This window comes from Polaromonas sp. (genome assembly GCF_039930745.1).
Taxonomy (GTDB): domain Bacteria; phylum Pseudomonadota; class Gammaproteobacteria; order Burkholderiales; family Burkholderiaceae_C; genus Polaromonas.
This window is the reverse complement of record NZ_JBDTTH010000140.1, coordinates 1-6,849: the sequence shown is the minus strand read 5'-3', so window position 1 is coordinate 6,849 and position 6,849 is coordinate 1. Positions and strand designations below refer to the sequence as shown.

The following is a 6,849-nucleotide window of genomic DNA, read 5'->3' as shown; positions in this document are numbered from 1 at the left end:
CCGTGGTTGCGGGACAGGCCCGCATAGGAGATGGTGATGTCGCCGATCTGCTTGCCGCCGCTGAGCACGAGGTTGGAGATGGGACAGGAGATGAAGGCAGCCTGCGGCTCGATCAGCACCACGTCAATTTTGTAGTCGGACAGCAGCCGCACATACTTGGCGGCGGTCGCACCGCCATACCCACCACCAATCACGACAACTTTGGCTTTGGCCGGAATAGAAGTGGTGGCGCAGGCACCCAAGCCGAGCATGCTCAACGCGGCGGGGGATTGGAGGAAGGAGCGTCTTTGCATGAGTGTTCTCCTTATTTTTTCTGCGCGGCAAAATAGCCGGCAAGGACTTCGATCTGGGTATCGCTGAATCCCTTGCTGATCTGGTGCATGACGGTGGCTGGCCGCGTACCGGATTTGAAGGCCTTGAGCTGGGTCTCGATGTAGTTTTTCTCCATGCCAGCGATGGATAGAACGGAGGAGCCCGACGCCACCTTGCCGTCGGTGCCATGGCAGTTTGCACAGGTGGCGGCGAGGCCGCGCACATACAGAGCCTGGGCTGGGGTATTTTGGGCGTGGCTCAAGGAAGACGCAGCCAGCGTGCAGAACGCCAGTGCCAGAGTGGATAGGGCGATCTTCACAGCTTCTCCTCGCAGTTGCTACAGCAGGCCAATTTAACGCGCCGGGTCCGACGGGCCATAGGGAGTATCCAGTACACAGCGCACCCTGTCTGCACCTGCACTCGAATCTTTTGTGACGTGCTTATTCGCGCTGAAAGTCAGAACAGGGCATCGGGCCGGGTCGGGGCCACGTCGTCCTCGGCCAGCACCGGCATGGATCGGCCGTAGATCCGGCGGATTCGCTCGGCCAGCGGTGGATGGGAATCGAGCCAATGCGCCTTTGCCTGGCCGACCAACAGCATGTGTTGCACCGCCGGATGAAAGCTGGCCGTGGCACCCGCGCCCTGCTCTGCGGCCACCTTGCGCAACACACCGCCCAAGCCGTCCTTGCTGCGCGTGAATTGCACCGCGCGCGCATCGGCCAGGAACTCGCGCTGGCGCGACACTGCGGCCTTCAGCGCGCGTCCCGCCAGCCAGCCGAGGAAGCCGGTGGCCATGATGGCCAGCCCCGGCAACAGCAGGACCGAGCGGCGGTCGTTCTCGTCGCGCTCGCACATACCCCTGCCCAGGTTGAAGATCAGTTCCAGCCCAAACACCATGCCGGCGAGGCGCATGTTGAGCCGGGTGTCCCCTTCCCGGATGTGGCTCAGTTCATGGGCCACCAGGCCCTGCAACTCGTCGCGGGTCAGCCCGTCAAGTGCGCCGCGCGTCACGGCGATGACCGCGTCCTCTTCATTCCAGCCGGCGGCAAAGGCATTGATGCTGAGCACACGATCCAGCACCATGACCTGCGGCACAGGCATGTTGGCGGCAATGGCCAGCTCACTGGCGATGTTGACAAGCTTCTGCTCATCGAGCCGACTCGATGGCCAGGCCTCCCGCGCACCCACCCTGCGCGCCAGCTTTTTCCCGCCACCGCGCAGGCTGGAGGTCTCCAGCCACCAGCCGCCCAGAATGAAAAGCAGGGTCACGCCCGTGTTCACGCTGAAAAAGTACGCCGGGTAGCCGCTGAGGCCAGGCGTAAGCAGGTACCAGGTCAGGCCGAGCGCCGCGTTAACGGCCAGTACCAGGGCCCCGACTGTGAGGCCAAAAAAGAGCAGCAATCGCAGGGTTTCGGCACGGGCCTGCTCCTGGTATTCGAAAAAGCGCATGTGAAGATGAATCAGATTTGCTGGCTGGCACCAAGAGTTGACAAGCAATTTTTCAACGGGCCGCTCCTGGAAAAATAAGCCTCTCTTCCCCGGGGCGGGGACAGCGCACCGCCGAAGGCACGCGAAGCGACAAGCGTGGGGGCCATATTTACATCTGGATGCGCACCGCTTCGCGTTCAGCGGCTGTTTCGGTGGCCCGCAACATCGCCGACGCGGCAAAGCCGAACAGGCGGGCAATCAGCAACGCGGGGAACTGGGCCTGAGCGTTGTTGTAGTCAAGCACCGCATCGTTATAGGCCTGGCGCGCGAAAGCCACCTTGTTCTCGGTGCTGGTCAGCTCTTCGCTGAGTTCGCGGATGGTCTTGTCCGCCTTGAGCTCAGGGTAGGCCTCGGCGAGGGCAAACAGCCGGCCAAGGCTGCCGCTCAACGCCTGCTCGGCGGCAGCCAGCGCCAGAACGTCCGGCGCATGGGTCGGACGGCTACGTGCCGCGTCGCTGGCTGAGCGCGCCTGATTGCGGGCGGCAATCACCGCTTCCAGCGTTTCGCGTTCATGCAGAAGATATTTTTTGGCGGCCTCGACCAGGTTGGGAATCAGGTCATAACGGCGCTTGAGTTGCACGTCGATCTGGCCAAAGGCGTTGGCAATGATGTTTTTCAGCCGCACCAGCCGGTTATAGGCGCCAACGGCCCAAAACAGCAGCAAGGCAAATACAGCGATAAGAACCAGTGACTGGGTGGACATGAAGCGTTTTCCTTTCGCGGCGGCAACAAAACTGGCACCGCGACTTTAGCCGACAAGGCGGAACCGGTACAGCTTTTCAGCCACCAGGCGCGTGCGGACGGCCTGCGCGATACTGAATGCATAATAAAAAGCGCCTCGAGCCCTTGTCCAGAGGGCGCGAGGCGCTTCGCTTTTTATAGCGTCAAAAAGCAGCAATTACTCGCTTGCAGCACCTTCGCTGCTCTGCTCGGGCATGGCTTCCAGTTCGGCCGCTTCTGCTTCGGCAATGGCGCGGCGCTCGGCGTCGTCCATCTGGTCCTTGGCTTTGCGGGCCTCGTGGTAGGCCATGCCGGTACCGGCAGGAATCAGTCGGCCGACGATCACGTTCTCTTTCAAGCCACGCAGCTCGTCGCGCTTGCCCATGATGGCAGCCTCGGTGAGCACGCGGGTGGTTTCCTGGAAGGAAGCCGCGGAGATGAACGAATCGGTCGACAGCGAAGCCTTCGTGATACCGAGCAGCAGGTTACTGAAAGTTGCCGGGATCTTGCTTTCGGCACGCAAGGCATCGTTCGCATCAAGAATGACCGAGCGCTCCACCTGTTCGCCGGCGATGTAGCTGGACTCACCAACGTTTTCAACAACCACACGGCGCAGCATCTGGCGAACAATCACTTCAATGTGCTTGTCGTTGATTTTCACGCCCTGCAGGCGGTAAACATCCTGCACTTCGTCGACGATGTAGCGAGCCAGCTCTTCCATGCCGAGCAAACGCAGAATGTCCTGTGGATCGGCAGGGCCGTCCACAATCGACTCGCCCTTGTTCACAACCTGGCCTTCGTGCACGAGAATGTTCTTCTCTTTAGGCACGAGGTCTTCCCAGACCTTGCCTTCAGGGTCGGTGATCTGCAGGCGAACCTTGCCTTTGGTCTCTTTACCAAACGACACGGTACCCGTCATTTCTGCCAGCGTGCCCTTGTCTTTTGGCGTACGGGCTTCGAAAAGTTCCGCCACGCGCGGCAAGCCGCCGGTGATGTCCCGTGTTTTCTGGCCTTCGACCGGAATACGCGCGAGCACTTCACCCGGACCCACGTCCTGGCCGTCACGCACCTGAACCAGCGCGCCCACCTGGAAGCCAATCGTCACCGAGTGATCGGTGCCAGGGATCTTGACCTCGTTACCCGACGCATCAATCAGCTTGACCTGGGGACGGATCACCTTGGTCGCGCCACGGCGTTTCGGATCGATCACCACCAGGGTGGACAGACCGGTCACCTCGTCGAGCTGCTTGGCAACCGTCACGCCTTCTTCCACATTCTCGAAAGCCACCTTGCCGGCGAACTCCGTGATGATGGGGCGCGTCAGCGGGTCCCAGTTGGCCAGAATCGCGCCAGCCTTGACCTGCTGGTCAGCCTTGACAGAGAGGATGGCGCCATAAGGCACCTTGTGACGCTCACGCTCGCGGCCATGTTCGTCATGGATGACGATCTCGCCGGAACGGGCAATCACGACCAGTTCGCCTTTACTGTTGGTCACATAACGCATCGGTGCATTGAAGCCGATCACGCCGTTGGACTTGGCTTCCACGCTGGAGGCGATGGCAGCGCGCGATGCGGCGCCACCGATGTGGAAAGTCCGCATGGTCAGCTGCGTGCCTGGTTCGCCAATCGATTGCGCGGCGATGATACCGACCGCTTCACCGATGTTGATCAGGCCACCACGGCCCAAGTCGCGGCCGTAGCACTTGGCGCACAGGCCGAAACGGGTTTCGCAGGTCAGCGCGGTACGCACCTTGACTTCGTCAACGCCGGCTGCTTCGAGTTCCTCGATCAGGTCTTCGTCCAGCATCACGCCGGACCTGGCGAGAACGGAACGGTTCTCTGGATGCAGGATGTCTTCCACAGCTGTGCGGCCGAGGATACGGTCGCGCAGCGATTCGATGACCTCGCCGCCCTCGACAATGGCGCGCATCAGCGAGCCATCCTGCGTGCCGCAGTCCTCTTCGGTCACCACCAGATCCTGAACCACGTCGCACAGGCGGCGGGTCAGGTAACCGGAGTTGGCCGTTTTCAGCGCCGTGTCAGCCAGGCCTTTTCGGGCACCGTGGGTGGAGATGAAGTACTCCAGCACGTTCAGGCCTTCGCGGAAGTTGGCGGTAATCGGCGTTTCGATGATCGAGCCGTCAGGCTTGGCCATCAAGCCGCGCATGCCGGCGACCTGGCGAATCTGCGCAGCGGAACCGCGGGCGCCGGAGTCGGCCATCATGTAGATGGAGTTGAAGGACTCCTGCTCGACTTCCTTGCCGTGGCGGTCGATGACTTTCTCTTTCGAGAGTTGGGCCATCATCACCTTGGACACTTCATCGCCGGACTTACCCCAGATGTCCACCACCTTGTTGTAGCGCTCACCGGAGGTCACAAGGCCAGAGACATACTGCTGCTCGATCTCTTTGACTTCCTTCTGGGCGCGGGAAATGATGGCCGGCTTTTCCTTGGGGATCAGCATGTCATCGATACAGATGGAAATACCGGCCTTGGTCGCCAGGCGGAAACCCGACTGCAACAACTTGTCGGCAAACACCACGGTCTCTTTCAATCCGCATTTGCGGAAAGACACGTTGATGAGCTTGGAGATTTCCTTCTTCTTCAGCGCCTTGTTCAGGTTCGAGAAAGGCAGGCCCTTGGGCAGGATTTCAGACAGCAAAGCCCGGCCACCGGTGGTTTCCCACAGCTTGGTCGAAGCCGTGAACTCGCCGGTTTCCTTGCTCTTGGTGTACTCGGTCAGGCGCACGCTGATGCGGGCGTTCAGGTCGAGCTCACCCGCGTCAAAAGCACGGCGCACTTCGCCGGTGTCGGAGAACACCAGGCCTTCGCCTTTGCCGTTGGTACGTTCGCGGGTTGTGTAATACAAACCCAGCACCACGTCCTGCGACGGCACGATGGAAGGCTCACCACTGGCAGGGAACAGGATGTTGTTCGACGCCAGCATCAGGGTGCGTGCTTCCATCTGTGCTTCCACAGACAAAGGCACGTGAACAGCCATCTGGTCACCGTCGAAGTCGGCGTTGAAAGCCGAGCAGACGAGCGGGTGCAGCTGGATGGCCTTGCCTTCAATCAGGATGGGCTCAAAGGCCTGGATGCCGAGGCGGTGCAGCGTGGGCGCGCGGTTCAACATAACCGGGTGCTCTTTGATCACCTCTTCCAGGATGTCCCACACCACCGGCGTGCCAGATTCAACTTCCTTCTTGGCTGCCTTGATGGTAGTGGCAATGCCGCGCGACTCGAGTTGCGCGAAGATGAAAGGCTTGAACAGCTCCAGCGCCATCAGCTTTGGCAAACCGCACTGGTGCAGCTTGAGCGTCGGGCCCACGGTAATGACAGAACGGCCAGAGTAGTCGACGCGTTTGCCCAGCAAGTTCTGGCGGAAACGGCCTGACTTGCCTTTGATCATGTCGGCCAGCGACTTCAACGCGCGCTTGTTGGCGCCCGTCATGGCCTTGCCGCGGCGGCCGTTGTCCAACAACGAATCCACAGCTTCCTGCAGCATGCGCTTTTCATTGCGGGCAATGATTTCGGGCGCTTTCAGTTCCAGCAGGCGGCGCAGACGGCTGTTGCGGTTGATGACGCGGCGGTACAGGTCGTTCAGGTCGGAGGTCGCGAAGCGGCCACCGTCCAGCGGCACCAGTGGACGCAGGTCCGGCGGCAACACAGGCAGGACGTCCAGCACCATCCAGTGCGGTTTGATGCCGGATTTCTTGAACGCTTCCATCAATTTCAAACGCTTGGCGTTTTTCTTGATCTTGATTTCGGAGCCGGTCAGGTCGTTGCGCAGCTTGTCGATTTCGACGTCGAGGTCCAGCCCTTCGAGCAGGTCCTTGATGCCTTCGGCGCCCATCTTGGCGGTGTACTCGTCGCCGTATTCCTTGCGCTTGGCGTCGTAGTCGTCCTCGGACATGATGCTGAATTTCTTCAGCGGCGTCATGCCGGGGTCGGTCACCACATAGGCTTCAAAGTACAGCACGCGTTCGATGTCGCGCAGCGTCATGTCGAGCACCAGGCCCAGGCGCGACGGCAGCGACTTCAGGAACCAGATGTGCGCGCACGGCGCGGCCAGGTCGATGTGACCCATGCGCTCGCGGCGAACCTTGGTCTGCGTGACTTCAACGCCGCACTTCTCGCAGATGACACCGCGGTGCTTGAGGCGCTTGTACTTGCCGCACAGGCATTCGTAGTCCTTGATGGGACCAAAGATCTTGGCGCAAAAAAGACCATCACGCTCAGGTTTGAAGGTGCGGTAGTTGATGGTTTCAGGCTTTTTCACTTCGCCGAAAGACCACGAACGGATCTTCTCGGGCGAAGCCATGCCGATCT

Annotated in this window: 4 protein-coding genes and 1 pseudogene; all 5 read right to left on the bottom strand. The window is 60.7% G+C overall.

What is annotated here, in order from left to right:
• A pseudogene (locus tag ABI660_RS22365) lies at positions 1-293 on the bottom strand (flavocytochrome C); the annotation flags it as partial.
• Between the two features lie 11 nt (positions 294-304).
• Positions 305-631 carry a cytochrome C gene (locus ABI660_RS22360; RefSeq protein WP_348072289.1) on the bottom strand — a complete coding sequence of 109 codons (327 nt, stop codon included), beginning with the start codon at positions 629-631 and terminating at the stop codon, positions 305-307.
• Between the two features lie 137 nt (positions 632-768).
• Positions 769-1,761: a M48 family metalloprotease gene (locus ABI660_RS22355; protein ID WP_348072287.1), complete on the bottom strand. Its 993-nt coding sequence runs from the start codon at positions 1,759-1,761 to the stop codon at positions 769-771.
• A gap of 148 nt (positions 1,762-1,909) precedes the next feature.
• Entirely contained in the window at positions 1,910-2,503 is a 594-nt protein-coding gene (locus ABI660_RS22350; protein WP_348072285.1) for a LemA family protein, read from the bottom strand.
• A gap of 195 nt (positions 2,504-2,698) precedes the next feature.
• On the bottom strand, positions 2,699-6,849 hold a 4,151-nt coding region (rpoC, locus tag ABI660_RS22345; protein WP_348072283.1), incomplete at its 5' end, for a DNA-directed RNA polymerase subunit beta'.

Excerpts from the sequence above, each read along its gene's own strand:
- ABI660_RS22355 (WP_348072287.1), bottom strand. The coding sequence starts at position 1,761 with ATGCGCTTTTTCGAATACCAGGAGCAGGCCCGTGCCGAAACCCTGCGA.
- ABI660_RS22350 (WP_348072285.1), bottom strand. The coding sequence starts at position 2,503 with ATGTCCACCCAGTCACTGGTTCTTATCGCTGTATTTGCCTTGCTGCTG.